Origin of the sequence: Paraburkholderia sp. GAS42 (genome assembly GCF_050436565.1) — a bacterium.
In the GTDB taxonomy this organism is placed as follows: Bacteria; Pseudomonadota; Gammaproteobacteria; order Burkholderiales; family Burkholderiaceae; genus Paraburkholderia.
In genome coordinates this window covers 1-21,428 of sequence record NZ_JBNDML010000036.1, presented here as the reverse complement: position 1 = coordinate 21,428, position 21,428 = coordinate 1, and the positions used below count along the sequence as shown (strand labels likewise).

General features: G+C 59.4%; 15 protein-coding genes and 4 tRNA genes. All 19 read right to left on the bottom strand.

Annotation, left to right across the window (positions count from 1 at the left end):
• Nucleotides 1-94: 94 nt before the first annotated feature.
• The gene (gene rpsJ, locus P3T16_RS32745; protein ID WP_006998489.1) at nucleotides 95-406 is read right to left on the bottom strand and encodes a 30S ribosomal protein S10; all 312 of its coding nucleotides are present in this window, start codon (nucleotides 404-406) and stop codon (nucleotides 95-97) included.
• Between the two features lie 129 nt (nucleotides 407-535).
• Nucleotides 536-1,726: an elongation factor Tu gene (gene tuf / locus P3T16_RS32740; RefSeq protein ID WP_063497539.1), complete on the bottom strand. Its 1,191-nt coding sequence runs from the start codon at nucleotides 1,724-1,726 to the stop codon at nucleotides 536-538.
• A 47-nt stretch (nucleotides 1,727-1,773) separates the two neighbouring features.
• Entirely contained in the window at nucleotides 1,774-3,876 is a 2,103-nt protein-coding gene (gene fusA, locus P3T16_RS32735; protein WP_429345378.1) for an elongation factor G, read from the bottom strand.
• A 133-nt stretch (nucleotides 3,877-4,009) separates the two neighbouring features.
• Nucleotides 4,010-4,480, bottom strand: a complete 471-nt coding sequence (gene rpsG, locus P3T16_RS32730; RefSeq protein WP_006053291.1) for a 30S ribosomal protein S7 — start codon at nucleotides 4,478-4,480, stop codon at nucleotides 4,010-4,012.
• 180 nt (nucleotides 4,481-4,660) lie between these two features.
• Nucleotides 4,661-5,041: a 30S ribosomal protein S12 gene (gene rpsL / locus P3T16_RS32725; RefSeq protein ID WP_035935550.1), complete on the bottom strand. Its 381-nt coding sequence runs from the start codon at nucleotides 5,039-5,041 to the stop codon at nucleotides 4,661-4,663.
• A gap of 208 nt (nucleotides 5,042-5,249) precedes the next feature.
• Nucleotides 5,250-7,097 (bottom strand): DNA helicase RecQ, encoded by a 1,848-nt coding sequence (recQ, locus tag P3T16_RS32720; protein ID WP_429345377.1) that lies wholly within the window; start codon nucleotides 7,095-7,097, stop codon nucleotides 5,250-5,252.
• Between the two features lie 226 nt (nucleotides 7,098-7,323).
• Entirely contained in the window at nucleotides 7,324-11,562 is a 4,239-nt protein-coding gene (rpoC, locus tag P3T16_RS32715) for a DNA-directed RNA polymerase subunit beta' (RefSeq protein ID WP_429260286.1), read from the bottom strand.
• Between the two features lie 21 nt (nucleotides 11,563-11,583).
• Nucleotides 11,584-15,690: a DNA-directed RNA polymerase subunit beta gene (rpoB, locus tag P3T16_RS32710; RefSeq protein ID WP_429260285.1), complete on the bottom strand. Its 4,107-nt coding sequence runs from the start codon at nucleotides 15,688-15,690 to the stop codon at nucleotides 11,584-11,586.
• A 371-nt stretch (nucleotides 15,691-16,061) separates the two neighbouring features.
• Nucleotides 16,062-16,439 carry a 50S ribosomal protein L7/L12 gene (gene rplL / locus P3T16_RS32705; RefSeq protein WP_429260284.1) on the bottom strand — a complete coding sequence of 126 codons (378 nt, stop codon included), beginning with the start codon at nucleotides 16,437-16,439 and terminating at the stop codon, nucleotides 16,062-16,064.
• Between the two features lie 63 nt (nucleotides 16,440-16,502).
• Nucleotides 16,503-17,000: a 50S ribosomal protein L10 gene (gene rplJ / locus P3T16_RS32700; protein WP_429260283.1), complete on the bottom strand. Its 498-nt coding sequence runs from the start codon at nucleotides 16,998-17,000 to the stop codon at nucleotides 16,503-16,505.
• Between the two features lie 303 nt (nucleotides 17,001-17,303).
• The gene (gene rplA / locus P3T16_RS32695) at nucleotides 17,304-18,002 is read right to left on the bottom strand and encodes a 50S ribosomal protein L1 (RefSeq protein ID WP_429260282.1); all 699 of its coding nucleotides are present in this window, start codon (nucleotides 18,000-18,002) and stop codon (nucleotides 17,304-17,306) included.
• Nucleotides 18,003-18,434 carry a 50S ribosomal protein L11 gene (gene rplK, locus P3T16_RS32690; RefSeq protein WP_429345376.1) on the bottom strand — a complete coding sequence of 144 codons (432 nt, stop codon included), beginning with the start codon at nucleotides 18,432-18,434 and terminating at the stop codon, nucleotides 18,003-18,005.
• Nucleotides 18,435-18,586: 152 nt separating this feature from the next.
• Entirely contained in the window at nucleotides 18,587-19,144 is a 558-nt protein-coding gene (gene nusG / locus P3T16_RS32685) for a transcription termination/antitermination protein NusG (protein ID WP_027797944.1), read from the bottom strand.
• Nucleotide 19,145: 1 nt separating this feature from the next.
• Entirely contained in the window at nucleotides 19,146-19,526 is a 381-nt protein-coding gene (gene secE / locus P3T16_RS32680; RefSeq protein ID WP_429260281.1) for a preprotein translocase subunit SecE, read from the bottom strand.
• Nucleotides 19,527-19,562: 36 nt separating this feature from the next.
• Nucleotides 19,563-19,638 (bottom strand) — tRNA-Trp (locus P3T16_RS32675).
• 65 nt (nucleotides 19,639-19,703) lie between these two features.
• On the bottom strand, nucleotides 19,704-20,894 hold the full coding sequence (gene tuf, locus P3T16_RS32670; RefSeq protein ID WP_063497539.1) for an elongation factor Tu: 1,191 nt from the start codon (nucleotides 20,892-20,894) through the stop codon (nucleotides 19,704-19,706).
• 63 nt (nucleotides 20,895-20,957) lie between these two features.
• Nucleotides 20,958-21,032, bottom strand: a tRNA-Thr gene (locus tag P3T16_RS32665).
• 12 nt (nucleotides 21,033-21,044) lie between these two features.
• Nucleotides 21,045-21,118, bottom strand: a tRNA-Gly gene (locus P3T16_RS32660).
• Between the two features lie 38 nt (nucleotides 21,119-21,156).
• Nucleotides 21,157-21,242, bottom strand: a tRNA-Tyr gene (locus P3T16_RS32655).
• Nucleotides 21,243-21,428 lie beyond the last annotated feature (186 nt).

Below are 21,428 nucleotides of genomic sequence, written 5' to 3'. Positions count from 1 at the left end.
CGCGAAAAGCCTTGCATTATAGCGAGGCTTTTCGTTTTCCGCAAGCAATCAATGACTTAGCGTCGCCCGCTGTGGCGGGCGCCGCCTGAAAGCCTTATTGCAGCTTGATCTCCACGTCCACGCCAGCCGGCAGGTCGAGCTTCATCAGCGCGTCGACAGTCTTGTCCGTCGGGTCGACGATGTCCATCAGGCGTTGGTGAGTACGGATTTCGAGCTGGTCGCGCGACGTCTTGTTGACGTGCGGCGAACGCAGGATGTCGAAACGCTGGATACGGGTCGGCAGGGGCACCGGACCACGGACGATAGCGCCAGTCCGCTTGGCCGTGTCAACGATTTCGGCTGCCGATTGATCGATCAGACGGTAGTCGAAAGCCTTCAGGCGAATGCGGATTTTCTGGTTCTGCATGACGATTCCTTGGAAAGAGCGAGGCAGCATTGCGCCGCCAGACAATAAAAGAACGTAGAGCCGGACGCCCGCCGCGGGCGGGTGCCCGGCTCCGGGCACCACATTTATTACAACTGCAAACCTTCGATTTTACTCGAGGATCTTGGCAACGACACCGGCGCCGACGGTACGACCACCTTCACGGATGGCGAAGCGCAGACCTTCTTCCATCGCGATCGGGTTGATCAGCTTCACCGTGATCGACACGTTGTCGCCCGGCATCACCATTTCCTTGTCCTTCGGCAACTCGATCGAACCCGTCACGTCCGTCGTACGGAAGTAGAACTGCGGGCGATAGTTGTTGAAGAACGGCGTATGGCGACCGCCTTCGTCCTTGCTCAGCACGTACACTTCAGCCGTGAAGTGCGTGTGCGGGTTGATCGAACCCGGCTTGGCCAGCACCTGGCCACGCTCCACGTCTTCACGCTTCGTGCCGCGCAGCAGGATACCGACGTTGTCGCCCGCCTGACCCTGGTCAAGCAGCTTGCGGAACATTTCCACGCCCGTGCAGGTCGTCTTCACCGTCGGCTTGATACCGACAATTTCGATTTCCTCACCGACCTTGACCACGCCGCGCTCAACGCGACCCGTCACCACCGTGCCACGACCCGAGATCGAGAACACGTCTTCCACCGGCATCAGGAACGCGCCATCCACCGCACGCTCCGGCGTCGGGATGTACGTATCCAGCGCGTCGGCCAGGTTCATGATCGCCACTTCACCGAGCTCACCCGTGTCGCCTTCCAGCGCCAGCTTGGCCGAACCCTTGATGATCGGCGTGTCGTCGCCCGGGAAGTCGTACTTCGACAGAAGCTCGCGCACTTCCATTTCCACCAGCTCGAGCAGCTCGGCGTCGTCCACCATGTCGCACTTGTTCAGGAACACGATGATGTACGGCACACCGACCTGGCGCGCCAGCAGGATGTGCTCACGCGTTTGCGGCATCGGGCCGTCGGCTGCCGAGCACACCAGGATCGCGCCGTCCATCTGCGCTGCACCCGTGATCATGTTCTTCACATAGTCAGCGTGGCCCGGGCAGTCGACGTGAGCGTAGTGGCGGTTCGCCGTTTCGTATTCCACGTGCGCCGTGTTGATCGTGATACCACGTGCCTTTTCTTCCGGCGCCGCGTCGATCTGGTCATACGCCTTTGCTTCGCCGCCAAACTTCTTGGTCAGCACCGTCGTGATCGCTGCCGTCAGCGTGGTCTTGCCGTGGTCAACGTGACCGATCGTGCCGACGTTCACGTGCGGCTTGGTCCGTTCGAATTTACCTTTAGCCATGTTTCTCTTCTTTCAAAAAGTTAATCGTTGAATGACTTGCCGCGCGATTACTTCGACTTCGCGTTGATGATCGCTTCCGACACGTTGCGCGGTGCTTCGGAATAGTGCTTGAACTCCATCGTATACGTCGCACGACCCTGGGTCAGCGAACGCAGCGACGTCGAGTAGCCGAACATTTCCGACAGCGGCACTTCCGCGCGAACGATCTTGCCGCCGCCGATCATGTCTTCCATGCCCTGAACGATACCGCGACGGCCCGACAGGTCGCCCATCACGTTGCCCATGTAGTCTTCCGGCGTTTCGACTTCCACAGCCATCATCGGTTCGAGGATGACCGGGTTTGCCTTACGCATCGCTTCCTTGAACGCCATCGAACCGGCCATGCGGAACGCGTTTTCGTTCGAGTCAACGTCGTGGTACGAACCGAACGTCAGGTGAACCTTCACGTCAACGACCGGGAAGCCTGCCAGCACGCCAGCCTTCAGCGTTTCCTGGATACCCTTGTCGACTGCCGGGATGTATTCACGCGGAATCACACCGCCCTTGATCTCGTCGAGGAACTCGTAGCCCTTGCCTTGCTCGTTCGGTTCGAGCGTGATGACCGCGTGACCGTACTGGCCGCGACCACCCGACTGCTTGACGAACTTGCCGTCGACGTCTTCTGCCTTGCCGCGAATCGTTTCGCGATATGCCACCTGCGGCTTGCCGACCGTAGCTTCGACGCCGAATTCACGCTTCATCCGGTCAACCAGAATTTCGAGGTGGAGCTCGCCCATACCCGAAATAATCGTTTGACCCGATTCTTCGTCCGTCTGCACGCGGAACGACGGATCTTCCTGAGCCAGACGGTTCAGCGCCAGACCCATCTTTTCCTGGTCAGGCTTCGTCTTCGGCTCAACAGCCTGCGAAATCACCGGCTCCGGGAAAATCATGCGTTCGAGCACGATCGGATGTTGCGGATCGCACAGCGTATCGCCCGTAGTCGCGTCTTTCAGGCCAACTGCAGCAGCGATGTCGCCGGCGTGCACTTCCTTGATTTCTTCGCGCTGATTTGCGTGCATCAGCAGAATACGACCCAGACGCTCCTTCTTGTCCTTGGTCGCGTTCAGCAGCGTATCGCCCGACTTCGTTGTACCCGAGTACACACGGAAGAAGATCAGCTGGCCGACAAACGGGTCGGTCATGATCTTGAATGCGAGCGACGAGAACTTCTCGTCGTCAGCTGCGCGGCGCTCAGCTTTTTCACCGTTTTCGAGTTCACCCGTAACCGGCGGAATGTCGATCGGCGACGGCAGGAAGTCGAGCACGGCGTCCAGCATCCGTTGCACGCCCTTGTTCTTGAACGCGGTACCGCACAGCATCGGCTGGATTTCGCACGCGATCGTACGGTCGCGCAGACCCTTGACGATTTCCTCTTCCGTCAGTTCGCCCGACTCGAGGTACTTGTTCATCATTTCTTCGTTCGACTCGGCCGCAGCTTCGACCATCTTCTCGCGCCATTCGTTGCACGTGTCGACGAGTTCAGCCGGGATTTCTTCGTACGAGAACTTCGTGCCTTGCGACGCTTCGTCCCAAATGATCGCTTTCATCTTCAGCAGATCGACGACGCCCGTGAACGTTTCTTCAGCGCCGATAGGCACCACGACCGGAACCGGGTTCGCCTTCAGACGCAGCTTGAGCTGGTCGTAGACCTTGAAGAAGTTCGCGCCGGTACGATCCATCTTGTTGATGAACGCGAGGCGGGGAACCTTGTACTTGTTTGCCTGACGCCACACCGTTTCCGACTGCGGCTGCACGCCGCCCACAGCGCAGTAAACCATGCATGCGCCGTCGAGCACGCGCATCGAGCGTTCAACTTCGATCGTGAAGTCAACGTGGCCCGGGGTGTCGATGATGTTGATACGGTGCTCGGCGCGATCGCCAGCCATGCCCTTCCAGAAAGCGGTCGTAGCAGCCGACGTAATCGTGATGCCGCGTTCCTGCTCCTGCTCCATCCAGTCCATGGTTGCTGCGCCGTCGTGCACTTCACCAATCTTGTGGTTCACGCCGGTGTAGAACAGGATGCGCTCGGTCGTCGTCGTTTTGCCGGCGTCGATGTGAGCGCTAATACCGATGTTGCGGTAGCGCTCGATAGGTGTCTTGCGAGCCACTTTGATCCTCTATTGGGATAACGCGATGCGAGAAAATACCCATCACGCTGTAACACAAACGGGCGAGGCGCCTTGTAAGCGCACCCGCCCGGAATTTCTTTCCGCTTTTCCTGCTAGCCCGGGGTAGGGATGCTTAGAAACGGAAATGCGAGAACGCCTTGTTGGCTTCTGCCATCCGGTGAACTTCGTCGCGCTTCTTCATCGCGCCGCCACGGCCTTCAGCCGCTTCGGAGAGTTCACCTGCCAGACGCAGGGCCATCGACTTCTCGCTACGCTTTTTCGCAGCCTCACGCAGCCAACGCATCGCCAATGCCATACGACGCGACGGACGCACTTCGACCGGAACCTGATAGTTCGCACCACCAACGCGACGGCTCTTCACTTCGACCACCGGCTTCACGTTGTTGAGCGCTACCGTGAACACTTCCAGCGGGTCCTTGCCACCCTTGGTCTGGATCTGTTCAAAAGCGCCGTACACGATGCGCTCAGCAACCGACTTCTTGCCGGACAGCATCAGCACGTTCATGAACTTGGCTACATCTACGTTACCGAACTTCGGATCCGGCAACACTTCCCGCTTGGGGACTTCGCGACGACGCGGCATGTTTCTTCCTTTACTTTTTCAGTTGGAGCTCTGCTGAGCCCCGCGGCCACCAACTAACCCGATTCATCTCTAACGACTTACCAGCCTGGTCGGGTGACCACTTACTCGACAGCACCGGCGAATCCGGCACCACCGCTATTACCGCCCTTTCAGGCGACCTGAAACCACTTGACCGGCTAATTACTTGCCAGCTTTTGCACGCTTCGCGCCGTACTTCGAGCGAGCCTGCTTACGATCCTTGACGCCCTGAGTATCCAGCGAGCCGCGAACCATGTGGTAACGCACACCCGGCAAGTCCTTGACACGACCGCCGCGAATCAGCACGACCGAGTGTTCCTGCAGGTTGTGGCCTTCACCACCGATGTATGAAATGACTTCGAAGCCGTTCGTCAGGCGCACCTTGGCGACCTTACGAAGTGCCGAGTTCGGCTTCTTCGGCGTCGTGGTGTACACACGGGTGCACACGCCGCGACGCTGGGGGCAGTCCTGCAAGGCCGGGCTCTTGCTCTTCACAGTTTCCGAAGCGCGGCCTTTGCGAACCAGTTGATTGATGGTTGGCATTGTTTATTCCTGAAATTGAACAAAATCGACGCATTCATTCCCGGGCAAAGCAGAAACGTTTGCGAATCGAACTCCGATCCCTTCACGCATGACGCGAACTAACTTTCGCGCACAGGCATTCCAAGAACCGGAACCTAGCATAATATTCCGAAAATGCTAAGGGAGTCAACAGCTTGCGGGGTTCGCCACCGGTTTGCGGACGAAGCCATCAGTCCGCTGCGACCACCTCGAGCAGTTCGTCGCCGAACCTGTCGAGTTTGCGGACGCCCATTCCCGGGATATGTCGCAGATCCTCGATCGTGTCCGGGCTACTCCGGGCAATTTCCGCCAGTGTGGCGTCGTGGAAGATGACGTAGGCCGGCACGCCATCGCTCTTTGCCGTCTCGGTGCGCCAGGCGCGCAGACGCTCCCAGCGCGCGCGCTCGCGCGGACCCATGCCCAGCGTCGGATCGGCGCGCTCGCTCGTTCGCCCCGACGACTGACGCGTGCGCGTCGGTTTCACGTAACGACGCAGCGTGACCTGCTGCTCCCCCTTCAGCACGGCTTTGCTCGCCTCAGTCAGTACGAGAGAGCCATAGCCTTGATGGTCCACGGTCAGAAAGCCAAACGCGACGAGTTGACGGAAAATCGCCCGCCATTCCGGCTCCGACAGCGCCGCACCAATTCCGAAGGTGCTCAACTGCTCGTGGCCGCGCTGCAGGATTTTTTCGCTGCGATTGCCGCGAAGGATGTCGATCAGATGGCCTGCGCCGAAGTGAAACCCGCTCGCCCTCTGCGCCCGGAATACGCAAGACAGCGCCATTTGGGCCTCGCGCGTCGCGTCCCAGGACGCCGGCGGGTCGATGCAGGTGTCGCAGTTGCCGCACGGCTGACTCGACTCGCCAAAGTACGCGAGCAGGCGCACGCGTCGACAGGACGCCGTCTCGCACAGACCCAGCAGCGCGTCGAGCTTCCCTGTCTGCACGCGCTTGTGGGCCTCGTCAGCGTCGGATTCGTCGATCATCTTGCGTTGCTGCACGACGTCGCCGAGGCCATATGCCATCCACGCGTTGGCCGGCATACCGTCGCGGCCGGCGCGACCGGTTTCCTGGTAGTAGCCTTCGACGCTTTTCGGCAGATCCATGTGCGCGACAAAACGCACATCCGGCTTGTCGATGCCCATGCCGAACGCGATGGTCGCGCACATGACTACGCCCTCTTCGCGCTGGAACATCTCCTGATGTTTCTGGCGGATCTCGAACTCCATCCCGGCGTGATACGGCAATGCACGTACGCCCTGCCTTTTGAGCCACTCCGCCGTTTCTTCCACTTTTCGACGCGACAGGCAATACACGACGCCTGCGTCCGTGGTCCCGTCAGTTCTTGAATGTTCGGCTCGGATGAAATCCAGCAACTGCGCGCGCGCATTGTCCTTTTCGGCGATGCGGTAGCGGATGTTCGGCCGGTCGAAACTCGATACGAAAATGCGCGCGTCGTCGAGCGCAAGGTTGTGGACGATTTCGTCGCGCGTGATTGCATCCGCGGTAGCGGTGAGCGCGATACGCGGCACCGTCGGAAAGCGCTCGTGCAGTACGGACAGCTGGATATATTCAGGCCGGAAGTCGTGGCCCCATTGCGATACGCAGTGCGCCTCGTCGATCGCGAACAGGCCGATGCGCGAACGCTCGAGCAGCTCCAGAAAGCGGGGCGTCATCAGGCGCTCTGGAGCGACATACAGAAGGTCGATCTCCCCGTCGCGCAGGGCACGTTCGGTGGCGGACGCCTCGGCGCCGGACAGCGTGGAATTCAGGTACGCCGCGCGAACGCCGACCTCCTTCAACGCAGCAACCTGATCCTGCATCAGCGCTATCAAGGGCGACACAACGATGCCCGCGCCGAAACCCGCCTCGCGGCGAACCAGTGAAGGAATCTGGTAACACAGCGACTTGCCGCCGCCCGTCGGCATCAACACCAGTGAATCGCCGCCGGCAGCGACATGTTCGACGATCTCGCCCTGTTGCCCGCGAAACGCGGGGTAACCAAAAACTTCGTTAAGAATTTCGAGCGAACGGGACATTTAATAGGGCAGAGACAAAGGGCAGAGACAAGAAGGAGACAGCGCGATGCCGGGCGTACGAATTTTACCAACGCATTCGACTCTCGCCCGCGTCTTCCGCCAACGTTAGCCATTCAGCCAGGAAAATGATAAAGGGCGGCCCAAAAGAAACACAAAAAAAAGCCGCTCAGTCGAAACTGAGCGGCTTCGCTGGCTGATAAGCCGGGCGGCTTGCGCCGCCCTGAACTTACTCGCCCGAGTGCTGCTGTTCGGCTGCCGGGGTTTCCGGGGTACCGAATTCGAACGACTCTTCCGCTGCGATCTGGTCGAAACGCTCGCGGTCGGACAGTTCCTTGCTCTTGCGTGCCTTGTGGAACGCGAGACCCGTACCGGCCGGAATCAGACGGCCGACGATCACGTTTTCCTTCAGGCCACGCAGATCGTCGCGCTTGCCCATGATCGCCGCTTCGGTCAGCACGCGAGTCGTTTCCTGGAACGACGCCGCGGAGATGAACGAATCGGTCGACAGCGACGCCTTCGTGATACCGAGCAGCACGTTTTCGTACGTTGCCGGACGCTTGTCTTCCGCGATCATCCGGTCGTTTTCGTCGAGCATGTCCGACCGCTCGACCTGTTCGCCCGGGATGAAACGCGTATCGCCGTTGTCCGAAATCTGCACGCGACGCAGCATCTGACGAACAATCACTTCAATGTGCTTGTCGTTGATCTTCACGCCCTGCAGACGGTACACGTCCTGCACTTCGTCCACGATATAACGCGACAGCGCCTCGATACCCTGCAGACGCAGAATGTCGTGCGGATCCGCCGGCCCGTCGACAATCATTTCGCCCTTGTTGACGACCTGACCATCGTGCACCAGAACCTGCTTTTCCTTCGCGATCAGGAACTCGTGCTGGTTACCCTCGAGGTCCGTGATAACGAGACGTTGCTTGCCCTTCGTGTCCTTACCAAACGATGTCGTGCCGGTGACTTCCGCCAGAATGCCGGCGTCCTTCGGCGAGCGCGCTTCGAACAGTTCGGCCACACGCGGCAGACCACCGGTAATGTCGCGAGTCTTTTGCGATTCAACCGGGATCCGTGCGAGCACTTCACCGACCTGCACCTGCTGACCGTCCTTCACCGTAATCAGCGCGCCGACCTGGAAGCCGATCTGCACCGAATGCTCGGTGTTCGGGATCTTCACTTCCTCGCCGCTTGCGTCGAGCAGTTTCACCTGCGGACGCACGCTCTTGGAAGCCTGCGAACCGCGACGCTTCACGTCGATTACGACCAGGGTCGACAGACCGGTCACATCGTCGATCTGCTTCGCGACCGTCACGCCTTCCTCGACGTTTTCGAACTTCACCGTACCGCCCCACTCGGTGATGATCGGACGCGTCAGCGGATCCCACGTGGCCAGCTGCGTGCCTGCCTTGATCTGCGCGCCGTCGAGCTGCAATAGCGTGGCGCCGTACGGCACCTTGTGACGTTCACGCTCACGACCGTGGTCGTCAGTGATCATCGCTTCGCCCGAACGCGAGATGACGATCTGCTCGCCCTTCGCGTTGGTGACGTAACGCATCGTCGCCGTGAAACGCACCGTACCGTTCGACTTGGCTTCAACCGACGAAGCCACTGCCGCACGCGACGCCGCACCACCGATGTGGAACGTACGCATCGTCAGCTGCGTGCCCGGTTCACCGATCGACTGGGCAGCGATCACACCGACCGCCTCACCGACGTTGACCGACGAGCCACGACCCAGGTCGCGGCCGTAGCAGGCTGCGCACAGGCCGTAACGCGTTTCGCAGGTCAGCGGCGTGCGCACGCGCACTTCATCGATGCCGAGGCGTTCGATTTCTTCCACTGAATCTTCGTCGAGCAGCGTGCCCGATTCGTACAGCGTTTCCTGCGTTTCCGGATTGACGACGTCCGCCACCGCAACGCGACCCAGAATACGGTCACGCAGTGCCTCGACGACTTCACCGCCTTCAACCAGCGCCTTCATTGCCACGCCGTTCGACGTACCGCAATCGTCTTCGACCACGACGAGATCCTGCGTCACGTCGACGAGACGACGCGTCAGGTAACCCGAGTTCGCCGTCTTCAATGCCGTATCAGCCAGACCCTTACGTGCACCGTGGGTCGAGATGAAGTACTGCAACACGTTCAGGCCTTCGCGGAAGTTCGCCGTAATCGGCGTCTCGATGATCGAGCCGTCCGGCTTCGCCATCAGGCCACGCATACCGGCCAGCTGACGAATCTGCACCGCGGAACCGCGAGCGCCCGAGTCGGCCATCATGTAGATCGAGTTGAACGATTCCTGGCGCGTCTGGTTACCGTCGCGATCCGTCACCGGTTCCGTCGACAGCTGTTCCATCATCGCCTTGCCGACCGCTTCCGACGTTGCCGACCAGATGTCGACCACGTTGTTGTAGCGTTCCTGCGCGGTGACGAGACCCGACATGTACTGACGGTCGTATTCCTTCACCTTCTTCGCGGCGTCGCCGACGATGGTTTCCTTCTGCGGCGGCACGAGCATGTCGTCGACGCAGATCGAGATACCAGCGCGCGTTGCCAGGCGGAAACCCGACTGCATCAACTGGTCGGCGAAAATCACCGTTTCGCGCAGACCGCACTTGCGGAATGCGGTGTTGATGAGGCGCGAGATTTCTTTCTTCTTCAGCGGCTTGTTCAGCACCGAGAACGGCAGGCCCGGCGGAAGGATTTCCGACAGGATCGAACGGCCGACGGTCGTCGCATACAGCGTGACCTTCGGCACGAACTTCGGCGCGCCTTCCGACGTGTCTTCGTTGTGGACCATTTCCGTGATCCGCACGTTGACGCGCGAGGCCAGCTCGACTTCCTTGTTCTCGTACGCACGCAGCGCTTCCGACACGCCGGTGAACGTCAGGCCTTCGCCCTTGGCATTCACCGCTTCACGCGTCGCGTAGTACAGGCCGAGCACGATATCCTGCGACGGCACGATCGACGGATCGCCGTTGGCCGGGAACAGGACGTTGTTCGACGCCAGCATCAGCGTGCGCGCTTCCATCTGCGCTTCGAGCGACAGCGGAACGTGAACAGCCATCTGGTCACCGTCGAAGTCGGCGTTGAACGCCGCGCAGACGAGCGGGTGCAGCTGGATTGCCTTACCTTCGATCAGCACCGGCTCGAAAGCCTGAATGCCAAGACGGTGAAGCGTCGGCGCACGGTTCAGCATGACCGGATGTTCGCGGATCACCTCTTCGAGGATGTCCCACACCACCGGCGTCTGGTTCTCGACTTCCTTCTTCGCAGCCTTGATGGTGGTCGCGACACCCATCACTTCCAGCTTGTTGAAGATGAACGGCTTGAACAGTTCGAGCGCCATCAGCTTCGGCAGACCGCACTGATGCAGCTTGAGCGTCGGACCGACCACGATGACCGAACGGCCCGAATAGTCGACGCGCTTACCCAGCAGGTTCTGACGGAAACGACCGCCCTTACCCTTGATCATGTCGGCGAGCGACTTCAGCGGACGCTTGTTCGCGCCCGTCATCGCCTTGCCGCGACGACCGTTGTCGAGCAGCGAATCGACGGCTTCCTGCAGCATCCGCTTTTCGTTGCGGACGATGATTTCAGGCGCCTTCAGTTCGAGCAGACGCTTCAACCGGTTGTTACGGTTGATCACGCGGCGATACAGATCGTTCAGGTCCGACGTCGCGAAACGGCCGCCGTCGAGCGGCACGAGCGGACGCAGTTCCGGCGGCAGCACCGGCAGCACTTCGAGCACCATCCAGTCAGGCTTGATGCCCGAACGCTGGAACGCCTCGAGCACCTTCAGGCGCTTCGCGTACTTCTTGATCTTCGCTTCCGAACCCGTGTTCTTGAGTTCGGTACGGAGCATCTCGACCTGTTCGTCGATGTTGATCGCACGCAGCAGTTCGCGCACGCCTTCCGCGCCCATCTCGGCACGGAATTCGTCACCGTATTCTTCGACCTTGTTGTAGTAATCCTCTTCGGTCATGATCTGCCGCGCTTTCAGCGGCGTCATGCCCGGATCGATCACCACGTATGCTTCGAAGTACAGCACGCGTTCGATGTCGCGCAGCGTCATGTCGAGCACCATGCCCAGACGCGACGGCAGCGACTTCAGGAACCAGATGTGCGCAACCGGCGAGGCCAGTTCGATGTGGCCCATCCGTTCGCGACGCACCTTCGCCAGCGTGACTTCAACGCCGCACTTCTCGCAGATCACGCCGCGGTGCTTCAGGCGCTTGTACTTGCCGCACAGGCATTCGTAGTCCTTGATCGGCCCGAAAATCTTCGCGCAGAACAGACCATCGCGTTCCGGCTTGAACGTCCGGTAGTTGATGGTTTCCGGCTTCTTCACTTCACCGAACGACCACGAACGGATCTTGTCTGGCGAGGCCAGACCGATCTTGATCGCGTCAAAAACTTCTTCTTGTTGGACTTGCTTGAATAGATCGAGCAGAGCTTTCATTGCCTTCTCTCCGTAGTCCGATTAGTTGCGGTCGAGGTCGATGTCGATACCGAGCGAGCGGATTTCCTTCACCAGCACGTTGAAGGATTCCGGCATGCCAGCATCGATTACGTGATCGCCCTTGACCAGGTTCTCGTAAACCTTGGTCCGGCCTGTCACGTCATCCGACTTCACCGTCAGCATTTCCTGCAGCACGTACGATGCGCCGTACGCTTCGAGCGCCCACACTTCCATTTCACCGAAACGCTGGCCACCGAACTGCGCCTTACCACCCAGCGGCTGCTGCGTGACGAGCGAGTACGGGCCCGTCGAACGTGCGTGCATCTTGTCGTCGACCAAATGGTGCAGTTTCAGGTAATGCATGTAGCCAACCGTCACCGTACGTTCGAACATTTCGCCCGTGCGGCCGTCGTACAGACGCACCTGATTCTTCGACGGCGTCATGCCGAGGTTCTTCGCGATATCGTCCGGGAACGCCAGATCCAGCGCGCGCGACATTTCCTCTTCCGTCGCACCGTCGAACACCGGCGTGGCGAACGGCACGCCTTCGCGCAGGTTCTTCGCCAGTTCGACGATTTCGTCGTCCGTGAAGCTGTCCAGCTCTTCGGCGCGGCCCGACTCGTTGTAGATCTTGGTCAGGAATTCGCGCAGTTCAGCGATCTTCGCCTGACGCTGCAGCATTTCGCCGATACGCCAGCCAAGACCCTTCGCGGCCCAACCCAGATGCACTTCGAGAACCTGACCCACGTTCATCCGTGACGGCACGCCGAGCGGATTCAGCACGACGTCAGCCGGACGGCCATCGGCCATGTACGGCATGTCTTCGATCGGGACGATCTTCGACACCACACCCTTGTTACCGTGACGGCCGGCCATCTTGTCGCCAGGCTGCAGACGACGCTTCACAGCCAGATACACCTTGACCATCTTCAGCACGCCCGGCGGCAGTTCGTCGCCTTGCGTGAGCTTCTTGCGCTTTTCTTCGAACGCGAGATCGAACTGGTGACGCTTCTGTTCGATCGAGTCCTTGATCGCTTCGAGCTGTGCCGCTGCTTCTTCATCTGCGAGGCGGATGTCGAACCAGTGGTAATGGTCGAGATCTTCCAGGTAGGCCTGTTCGATCTTCGTACCCTTCGCGAGCTTCTTCGGACCGCCGTTCGCGACCTTGCCGGTCAGCATACGGGCGAGACGCTGGAACGCGTCGCCTTCCACGATACGCAGCTGGTCGTTCAGGTCGAGGCGATAGCGCTTCAGTTCATCGTCGATGATCTGTTGCGCACGCTTGTCGCGCTGGATGCCTTCACGCGTGAATACTTGAACGTCGATCACCGTGCCGCTCATGCCCGACGGCACGCGCAGCGACGTGTCCTTCACGTCCGAAGCCTTTTCACCGAAGATCGCGCGCAGCAGCTTTTCTTCCGGCGTCAGCTGGGTTTCGCCCTTCGGCGTGACCTTGCCGACCAGCACGTCGCCGGCTTCGACTTCCGCGCCGATGTACACGATGCCCGACTCATCGAGACGACCGAGTTGCACTTCAGCCAGGTTCGAGATGTCGCGCGTGATTTCTTCCGGTCCGAGCTTCGTATCGCGAGCAACGACGTTCAGTTCTTCGATGTGGATCGACGTGTAGCGATCGTCCGCAACAACTTTCTCCGAGATCAAAATCGAGTCTTCGAAGTTGTAGCCGTTCCACGGCATGAACGCGACCAGCATGTTCTGGCCAAGCGCCAGTTCGCCGAGGTCGGTCGATGCGCCGTCAGCCAGCACGTCACCACGCGACACGATATCGCCGACCTTCACGATCGGGCGCTGGTTGATGTTCGTGTTCTGGTTCGAACGCGTGTACTTGATCAGGTTGTAGATGTCCACGCCGACGTCGCCAGCAACGGCTTCATCGTCGTTCACGCGGATCACCATACGGCCTGCGTCGACGTAGTCCACCACGCCACCGCGGAATGCCTGAACCGTCGTACCCGAGTCGACTGCCACCGTGCGTTCGATACCCGTACCGACCACGGCCTTTTCAGGACGCAGACACGGCACAGCCTGACGCTGCATGTTCGAACCCATCAATGCGCGGTTCGCGTCATCGTGCTCGAGGAACGGAATCAGCGATGCGGCCACCGAGACGATCTGCGACGGCGCCACGTCCATGTACTGGATGCGGTCCGGCGTGACCATCAGTGTTTCGCCGGCTTCACGCGACGAAACCAGTTCGTCGGTCAGCGTGCCGTCTTCAGCCACAGCCGCGTTCGCCTGAGCGATCACGTAACGACCTTCTTCGATCGCCGACAGATAGTCGATCTGATCCGTCACCTTGCTGTCCACGACCTTGCGATACGGCGTTTCGAGGAAGCCGTATTCGTTCAGGTGCGCATACAGTGCGAGCGAGTTGATCAGGCCGATGTTCGGACCTTCCGGCGTTTCGATCGGGCACACACGGCCGTAGTGGGTCGGGTGCACGTCGCGGACTTCAAAGCCAGCGCGCTCACGCGTCAGACCGCCCGGGCCAAGAGCCGAAACACGGCGCTTGTGGGTGATTTCCGACAGCGGGTTGGTCTGGTCCATGAACTGCGACAACTGCGACGAACCGAAGAACTCGCGAATCGCCGACGAAATCGGCTTCGAGTTGATCAGGTCGTGCGGCATCAGGTTTTCGCTTTCGGCCTGGCCGAGGCGTTCCTTCACAGCACGTTCGACACGCACGAGACCGGCGCGGAACTGGTTCTCGGCCAGTTCGCCGACGCAACGCACGCGACGGTTACCCAAGTGGTCGATGTCGTCGACTTCGCCCTTGCCGTTACGCAGCTCGACGAGAATCTTGATCGTCGCCAGGATGTCGTCGTCCTGCAGCGTCATCGGTCCGATGATTTCATCGCGCCCAACGCGGCGATTGAACTTCATACGGCCGACCTTCGACAGGTCGTACGCGTCTTCGCTATAGAACAGACGGTTGAACAGTGCCTCGACCGCTTCTTCGGTCGGCGGTTCGCCCGGGCGCATCATGCGGTAGATCGCGATGCGTGCGGCCATACGGTCGGCTGTTTCGTCGATGCGCAGCGTCGACGAAATGTACGGACCTTGATCCAGATCGTTCGTGTAGAGCGTCTGGATGTCCTTCACCTTCGATTCGCGCAGCTTTTCGAGCACGGTTTCGGTGATTTCGTCGTTCGCGTTAGCGATAACTTCACCGGTTTCGCCATCGACAACATTCTTCGCCAGCGTGCGGCCGAGCAGATAGTCTTCGGGAACCGAAATGAACTTCGTCTTCGCGTTTTCGAGGTCGCGAATGTGCTTGGCGTTAATCCGCTTGTCCTTCTGGACAATCACGTTGCCGTCACGATCCGAAATGTCGAAGCGTGCGACTTCACCGCGCAGACGCTCCGGCACGAATTCCATCTGCGCGCCTTCCGGCATCAGCGTGAAATTGTCGAACACGAAGAAGTTCGCGAGGATCTGTTCCGGCGTCAGGCCGATGGCCTTCAGCAGGATCGTGACTGGCATCTTGCGGCGACGGTCGACGCGGAAGTACAGCACGTCCTTCGGGTCGAACTCGAAATCGAGCCACGAGCCACGGTAAGGAATGATACGTGCCGAGAACAGTAGCTTGCCCGAGCTATGCGTCTTGCCCTTGTCGTGTTCGAAGAACACGCCCGGCGAACGGTGCAGCTGCGAAACGATCACGCGCTCCGTGCCGTTGATGACGAACGAACCCGTCGGCGTCATGAGCGGAATTTCGCCCATGTACACTTCCTGCTCCTTCACTTCCTTGACGACCGGCTTGCTCGGCGACTCCTTGTCGAGCAGCACCAGACGCACTTTCGCGCGCAGGGCCGAGCAGTACGTCAAACCGCGCTGCTGACATTCCTTGATGTTGAATGCCGGCGGCGACAGCATGTAGCTGACGAACTCCAGACGAGCGAAACCGTTATGGGAAACAATGGGGAAAACCGACGTGAACGCAGCTTGCAGACCTTCCGGTTTGCGTTGCGTCGACGACGTGTCAGCTTGCAGAAACGTGCTGAATGATTCAAGCTGGGTAGCCAGCAGGAAAGGAACCTGGTGAACGATGGGGCGCTTCGCAAAACTCTTGCGAATACGCTTCTTCTCGGTGAAGGAATATTGCATACGATCTCCGAATCACGGCGGGCATTGTTGTCGAGGCAGGATACCTTGATGAGACAACCCGAGTGTTCACCGACTGAGACCCGATGGCCGTCCGATGATGGCTTGAACGAGCCTGAAAGCTTGGTGGTTGGCCGCTACCAACCGCTGGCTGACGGCAGCGGATGCCTGTGTTGCCCGCTACCCGACCAAACTTGCCTTCTGCAGTCGCTTCAGAAGACAAAGAAAAACGCCGGTCAACGTTACCGAAAGGCGATTTTCTTTGGCTTCTGGGGCCGCGTTCTTACCGAAACCTCCGGCTCAAACTTTGTCCCCACAAAGCACAAAAAGGCCGGCGGTGGAAAACCGCCAGCCTTCGCACAGCGCGCTGAAACTTACTTGATTTCAGCCTTCGCGCCGGCTTCTTCCAGCTTCTTCTTGGCTTCTTCAGCCGCAGCCTTCGGTACCGCTTCCTTCACAGGCTTCGGTGCACCGTCGACCAGGTCCTTCGCTTCCTTCAGGCCGAGACCCGTCAGTTCGCGAACAGCCTTAATGACCGAAACCTTGTTCGCGCCGACTTCCGTCAGGTTGACCGTGAATTCGGTTTGCTCTTCAGCTGCAGCAGCGCCAGCGCCGCCGCCTGCCGGGCCTGCCACTGCAACAGCAGCTGCCGACACGCCAAACTTTTCTTCGAACGCCTTGACCAGTTCGTTCAGTTCCAGAACCGACATCGAGCTTACGGCTTCGAGGATGTCATCTTTTGCGATTGCCATTTGAAATACTCCTAAATTGAATTCGGATACAGCCAGCGATCAGTTACGCCCAACTGAAATGCGTTAAGCCGCTTCGCCTTGTTTCTTTTCTGCCAGCGCGGCCAGAGCGCGCGCGAAGCCAGAAACAGGTGCTTGCATAACGTACAGCAGCTTGGAGAGCAGTTCTTCGCGGCTCGGGATGTTGGCGAGCGCTTGCACGCCAGCCTTGTCCATTACGTTGCCGTCAAAAGAACCAGCCTTGATGATCAACTTGTCATTGCTCTTCGCGAAGTCGTTGACGACCTTCGCAGCAGCAATCGCATCTTCCGAGATGCCGTAGATCAGCGGGCCAGTCATCTGCTCTGCCAGCGGAGCGAACGGGGTACCTTCGACAGCGCGACGCGCCAGCGTGTTTTTCAACACGCGCAGGTACACCTGTTGCTCGCGCGCTTTCGCGCGCAGCTTGGTCAGATCGCCAACCGCAATCCCACGATACTCAGCCAGAACGACGGTCTGGGCTTTCGCGACTTGCGCGGAAACCTCAGCGACGACGGCCTGCTTACTTTCTTTGTTGAGTGGCACGGTTAGCCTCCAGATTCGATACACGTGGCGGTTGCCTTGTGTACCGCGTTCAACAACGGCGTCCGACGTGTCAGGAGTATTTCAGCCAGTTGGGTGTCCGCACCACAGCGGACGACAACCGGCGTCACCACTACAAAACTATTTCGGGTTCGCCATCTGCGTTGGCTCTACATTAAGGGAACGCCTGCCTGCTGCGATCCCGCCAACGGTCTTTGATAACCGGCCGTTCGATGCGCACTGCCATCTCACGACCGCCCAAAGCCCATAAAACCGCTGCTGCTTGCGCCGCAGCGGAAGAATTCTTTACTGTGCTGCGAGCGATGCCTGATCGACGCGGACACCCACGCCCATCGTGCTCGACAGCGCGACCTTACGCAGGTAAACGCCCTTGCTCGTGGCCGGCTTGGCCTTTTGCAGTGCCTCGACAAGCGCGTTCAGGTTGCTGCGCAGAGCCGTCGGCTCGAACGAAGCACGGCCGATCGTCGCGTGGATGATACCGGCCTTGTCGACGCGGAACTGGACTTGACCAGCCTTCGCGTTCTTCACGGCGGTTGCCACGTCCGGCGTCACCGTGCCGACCTTCGGGTTCGGCATGAGGCCACGCGGGCCGAGGATCTGACCGAGCGTACCGACAACGCGCATCGTGTCCGGCGAAGCGATCACGATGTCGAAGTTCAGGTTACCGGCCTTGACCTGCTCAGCCAGGTCTTCCATACCAACGATTTCTGCGCCGGCCGCACGAGCTTGCTCAGCCTTTTCGCCCTGCGCGAACACAGCGACGCGAACCGACTTACCGGTGCCTGCCGGCAGAACCACCGAGCCGCGAACGACCTGGTCCGACTTCTTCGCATCGATACCGAGTTGCACAGCGACGTCGATCGACTCATCGAACTTGGCGCTTGCGCATTCCTTAACGAGCGACAGGGCTTCGTCGATTGCGTACAGCTTCTGACGATCAACCTTGGCTGCAAATGCTTGCAGACGCTTCGAAAGCTTGGCCATTTACACGCCCTCCACGGTGATGCCCATCGAGCGGGCGCTACCAGCGATCGTGCGGACCGCTGCGTCAAGATCAGCTGCCGTAAGATCCGGCATCTTGGTCTTGGCGATGTCTTCAGCTTGAGCACGCGTGATCTTGCCGACCTTGTCGGTGTGCGGCTTGGCCGAACCCTTGTCGACCTTCGCTGCCTTCTTGATCAGAACCGTAGCCGGCGGCGTCTTCAGGACGAACGTGAAGCTCTTGTCCGCGAACGCAGTAATCACGACCGGAATCGGCAGACCCGGTTCCATTGCTTGAGTCTGCGCGTTAAACGCCTTGCAGAACTCCATAATGTTCAGACCACGCTGACCCAGTGCCGGACCGACCGGCGGCGACGGGTTGGCTTTACCTGCAGGAATCTGCAGCTTGATAAAGCCGATGATTTTCTTTGCCATTTTGAAAACCTCGTTGGAACGCGTGAGCGTTCATGTGAGTAGTAGCGCGCTTTCGCCGGAAATCAGGTTACTTGCGCTCCTCAACGGCCATTACGCGGACCGTAAGCGCGAAATACGGACCGCGCCAAATGGCGCGGTCCGCGGAATCTGGATTACAGCTTTTCGACTTGACCGAACTCAAGCTCAACCGGCGTTGCCCGCCCGAAGATCGTGACGGAAACACGGACGCGCGACTTTTCGTAATTCACTTCTTCGACGCTGCCGTTGAAATCTGTGAACGGGCCATCCTTTACACGAACCATCTCGCCGACTTCAAACAGGGTCTTCGGGCGCGGCTTCTCCACACCCTCCTGCATCTGCGACATGATTTTCTCGACTTCCCGCGGGGAAATCGGGCTCGGACGGTTACGTGCGCCACCCACGAAACCGGTCACCTTCGCGGTATTTTTCACCAGGTGCCACGTTTCATCGGTCATTTCCATCTCGACGAGCACGTAGCCCGGAAAGAAACGACGCTCGGTCACAGACTTGTGGCCGCCCTTAACTTCAACAACTTCTTCGGTCGGGACCAGGATCTGACCGAATTTGTCCTGCATGCCAGCACGATCGATGCGCTCCTGAAGCGCACGTTGCACGCTCTTTTCCATTCCGGAGTAGGCGTGCACGACGTACCAACGTTTACCACTCGGGGATGCCGGCGTATCGCTCATATCATTTCCAACCCAGAATCACCGAGAAAATCGCCCATTCAATGGATTTATCACTCATCCAGAGAAACAGCGCCATGACGAGCACAAAACCGAAAACCACCAGCGTCGTTTGCGTCGCCTCTTTACGAGTCGGCCAGACGACCTTGCGGACTTCCTTGTACGAGTCCTTGGCGAAGGCGATGAAACCCTTACCGGGGGCAGAGACAAGACCGACTGCGACACCTGCGATAGCGCCAACAGCCAGGGCCGCTCCGCGGATGTACCATTCCTGGCCACTTAGCCAGAAGAACCCCACGAACCCGGCCAAGACCAGCAATACGCCGGCGACCAACATCAGCCTGTCGCCAGAAGTATTTACAGTTTCGACGGAAGGATTCGCCATAACACCTTAATGTGCGCCACACATCGCGCGAGAATTTGGCAGGGGCAGAGGGAATCGAACCCCCAACCTTCGGTTTTGGAGACCGACGCTCTGCCAGTTGAGCTATACCCCTAAACCATTTTGGGGTTGACGGCATCGCCAACCCCGAAAACAACAGATCAACGAGAACTAGCTGGCTTACTCGAGGATCTTGGCAACGACACCGGCGCCGACGGTACGACCACCTTCACGGATGGCGAAGCGCAGACCTTCTTCCATCGCGATCGGGTTGATCAGCTTCACCGTGATCGACACGTTGTCGCCCGGCATCACCATTTCCTTGTCCTTCGGCAACTCGATCGAACCCGTCACGTCCGTCGTACGGAAGTAGAACTGCGGGCGATAGTTGTTGAAGAACGGCGTATGGCGACCGCCTTCGTCCTTGCTCAGCACGTACACTTCAGCCGTGAAGTGCGTGTGCGGGTTGATCGAACCCGGCTTGGCCAGCACCTGGCCACGCTCCACGTCTTCACGCTTCGTGCCGCGCAGCAGGATACCGACGTTGTCGCCCGCCTGACCCTGGTCAAGCAGCTTGCGGAACATTTCCACGCCCGTGCAGGTCGTCTTCACCGTCGGCTTGATACCGACAATTTCGATTTCCTCACCGACCTTGACCACGCCGCGCTCAACGCGACCCGTCACCACCGTGCCACGACCCGAGATCGAGAACACGTCTTCCACCGGCATCAGGAACGCGCCATCCACCGCACGCTCCGGCGTCGGGATGTACGTATCCAGCGCGTCGGCCAGGTTCATGATCGCCACTTCACCGAGCTCACCCGTGTCGCCTTCCAGCGCCAGCTTGGCCGAACCCTTGATGATCGGCGTGTCGTCGCCCGGGAAGTCGTACTTCGACAGAAGCTCGCGCACTTCCATTTCCACCAGCTCGAGCAGCTCGGCGTCGTCCACCATGTCGCACTTGTTCAGGAACACGATGATGTACGGCACACCGACCTGGCGCGCCAGCAGGATGTGCTCACGCGTTTGCGGCATCGGGCCGTCGGCTGCCGAGCACACCAGGATCGCGCCGTCCATCTGCGCTGCACCCGTGATCATGTTCTTCACATAGTCAGCGTGGCCCGGGCAGTCGACGTGAGCGTAGTGGCGGTTCGCCGTTTCGTATTCCACGTGCGCCGTGTTGATCGTGATACCACGTGCCTTTTCTTCCGGCGCCGCGTCGATCTGGTCATACGCCTTTGCTTCGCCGCCAAACTTCTTGGTCAGCACCGTCGTGATCGCTGCCGTCAGCGTGGTCTTGCCGTGGTCAACGTGACCGATCGTGCCGACGTTCACGTGCGGCTTGGTCCGCTCAAACTTGCCTTTGGCCATTTTCGACTCCTAAGAGGATTTTTCCGTACGTTGCGCCGCGCGCAAACAATCACTGGTTACTGCTGGTGCCCATGGGCAGGATCGAACTGCCGACCTCTCCCTTACCAAGGGAGTGCTCTACCACTGAGCCACATGGGCGCTACTTCGTGCTGGAGCGGGTGAAGGGAATCGAACCCTCGTCGTAAGCTTGGAAGGCTTCTGCTCTACCATTGAGCTACACCCGCACGGGCCCATCGATTCCCTACTGCTTCAACTTGCATTCTGGTGGAGGAGGTTGGATTCGAACCAACGTAGGCGTAAGCCAACAGATTTACAGTCTGCCCCCTTTAGCCACTCGGGCACCCCTCCGCAGAGAACTGATGATTATGGGGGAACAACATCTCAATGTCAAGCTCCGCTTGACTGTTCCAAACCCACTAGCTCTCACTTATAAGTGATTGCGGTAAACGCAGAAACCCCACCTTTGTGGGGTGGGGTTTCTGTTGCTGCTGGGGAGCCTGACGATTACCTACTTTCACACGGGCAATCCGCACT

Excerpts from the sequence above, each read along its gene's own strand:
- rpsJ (WP_006998489.1), bottom strand. The coding sequence starts at position 406 with ATGCAGAACCAGAAAATCCGCATTCGCCTGAAGGCTTTCGACTACCGT.
- nusG (WP_027797944.1), bottom strand. The coding sequence starts at position 19,144 with ATGAGCGATACGCCGGCATCCCCGAGTGGTAAACGTTGGTACGTCGTG.
- rpoB (WP_429260285.1), bottom strand. The coding sequence starts at position 15,690 with ATGCAATATTCCTTCACCGAGAAGAAGCGTATTCGCAAGAGTTTTGCG.
- rplA (WP_429260282.1), bottom strand. The coding sequence starts at position 18,002 with ATGGCCAAGCTTTCGAAGCGTCTGCAAGCATTTGCAGCCAAGGTTGAT.
- rpsG (WP_006053291.1), bottom strand. The coding sequence starts at position 4,480 with ATGCCGCGTCGTCGCGAAGTCCCCAAGCGGGAAGTGTTGCCGGATCCG.
- rplL (WP_429260284.1), bottom strand. The coding sequence starts at position 16,439 with ATGGCAATCGCAAAAGATGACATCCTCGAAGCCGTAAGCTCGATGTCG.
- recQ (WP_429345377.1), bottom strand. The coding sequence starts at position 7,097 with ATGTCCCGTTCGCTCGAAATTCTTAACGAAGTTTTTGGTTACCCCGCG.
- rplK (WP_429345376.1), bottom strand. The coding sequence starts at position 18,434 with ATGGCAAAGAAAATCATCGGCTTTATCAAGCTGCAGATTCCTGCAGGT.
- tuf (WP_063497539.1), bottom strand. The coding sequence starts at position 20,894 with ATGGCCAAAGGCAAGTTTGAGCGGACCAAGCCGCACGTGAACGTCGGC.
- rpsL (WP_035935550.1), bottom strand. The coding sequence starts at position 5,041 with ATGCCAACCATCAATCAACTGGTTCGCAAAGGCCGCGCTTCGGAAACT.
- tuf (WP_063497539.1), bottom strand. The coding sequence starts at position 1,726 with ATGGCTAAAGGTAAATTCGAACGGACCAAGCCGCACGTGAACGTCGGC.
- secE (WP_429260281.1), bottom strand. The coding sequence starts at position 19,526 with ATGGCGAATCCTTCCGTCGAAACTGTAAATACTTCTGGCGACAGGCTG.
- rpoC (WP_429260286.1), bottom strand. The coding sequence starts at position 11,562 with ATGAAAGCTCTGCTCGATCTATTCAAGCAAGTCCAACAAGAAGAAGTT.